We start from the raw sequence: 1,614 nt of genomic DNA on the forward strand, positions 1-1,614 counted from the left end.
GTATGTTCTTTGAAAACTAGATAACAGTGTAGCTCATATTTTTTAATTTTTAGTTTGGTTAAGTTAGAAAGGGCGCACGGTGGATGCCTTGACACTAGGAGTCGATGAAGGACGGGACTAACGCCGATATGCTTCGGGGAGCTGTAAGTAAGCTTTGATCCGAAGATTTCCGAATGGGGAAACCCACCATACGTAATGGTATGGTATCCTTATCTGAATACATAGGGTAAGGAAGACAGACCCAGGGAACTGAAACATCTAAGTACCTGGAGGAAGAGAAAGCAAATGCGATTTCCTGAGTAGCGGCGAGCGAAACGGAACATAGCCCAAACCAAGAGGCTTGCCTCTTGGGGTTGTAGGACATTCTATACGGAGTTACAAAGGAACGAGGTAGACGAAGCGACCTGGAAAGGTCCGTCGTAGAGGGTAACAACCCCGTAGTCGAAACTTCGTTCTCTCTTGAATGTATCCTGAGTACGGCGGAACACGTGAAATTCCGTCGGAATCTGGGAGGACCATCTCCCAAGGCTAAATACTCCCTAGTGATCGATAGTGAACCAGTACCGTGAGGGAAAGGTGAAAAGCACCCCGGAAGGGGAGTGAAAGAGATCCTGAAACCGTGTGCCTACAAATAGTCAGAGCCCGTTAACGGGTGATGGCGTGCCTTTTGTAGAATGAACCGGCGAGTTACGATCCCGTGCGAGGTTAAGCTGAAGAGGCGGAGCCGCAGCGAAAGCGAGTCTGAATAGGGCGTTTAGTACGTGGTCGTAGACCCGAAACCAGGTGATCTACCCATGTCCAGGGTGAAGTTCAGGTAACACTGAATGGAGGCCCGAACCCACGCACGTTGAAAAGTGCGGGGATGAGGTGTGGGTAGCGGAGAAATTCCAATCGAACCTGGAGATAGCTGGTTCTCCCCGAAATAGCTTTAGGGCTAGCCTTAAGTGTAAGAGTCTTGGAGGTAGAGCACTGATTGGACTAGGGGTCCTCATCGGATTACCGAATTCAGTCAAACTCCGAATGCCAATGACTTATCCTTAGGAGTCAGACTGCGAGTGATAAGATCCGTAGTCAAAAGGGAAACAGCCCAGACCGCCAGCTAAGGTCCCAAAGTGTGTATTAAGTGGAAAAGGATGTGGAGTTGCTTAGACAACTAGGATGTTGGCTTAGAAGCAGCCACCATTTAAAGAGTGCGTAATAGCTCACTAGTCGAGTGACTCTGCGCCGAAAATGTACCGGGGCTAAATACACCACCGAAGCTGCGGATTGATACCAATGGTATCAGTGGTAGGGGAGCGTTCTAAGGACAGTGAAGTCAGACCGGAAGGACTGGTGGAGTGCTTAGAAGTGAGAATGCCGGTATGAGTAGCGAAAGACGGGTGAGAATCCCGTCCACCGAATGCCTAAGGTTTCCTGAGGAAGGCTCGTCCGCTCAGGGTTAGTCAGGACCTAAGCCGAGGCCGACAGGCGTAGGCGATGGACAACAGGTTGATATTCCTGTACCACCTCTTTATCGTTTGAGCAATGGAGGGACGCAGAAGGATAGAAGAAGCGTGCGATTGGTTGTGCACGTCCAAGCAGTTAGGCTGATAAGTAGGCAAATCCGCTTATCGT

1 rRNA gene is annotated in these 1,614 nt (G+C 49.8%); it reads left to right on the plus strand.

Features of this window, described 5'->3' with window-relative positions:
- Positions 1–56: 56 nt before the first annotated feature.
- Positions 57–1,614: ribosomal RNA gene (locus ACTFSL_RS31050) — 23S ribosomal RNA — on the plus strand; the annotation flags it as partial.

The organism is Bacillus cereus group sp. MYBK108-1 (genome assembly GCF_051917185.1).
GTDB classification, from domain to species: Bacteria; Bacillota; Bacilli; order Bacillales; family Bacillaceae_G; genus Bacillus_A; species Bacillus_A cereus.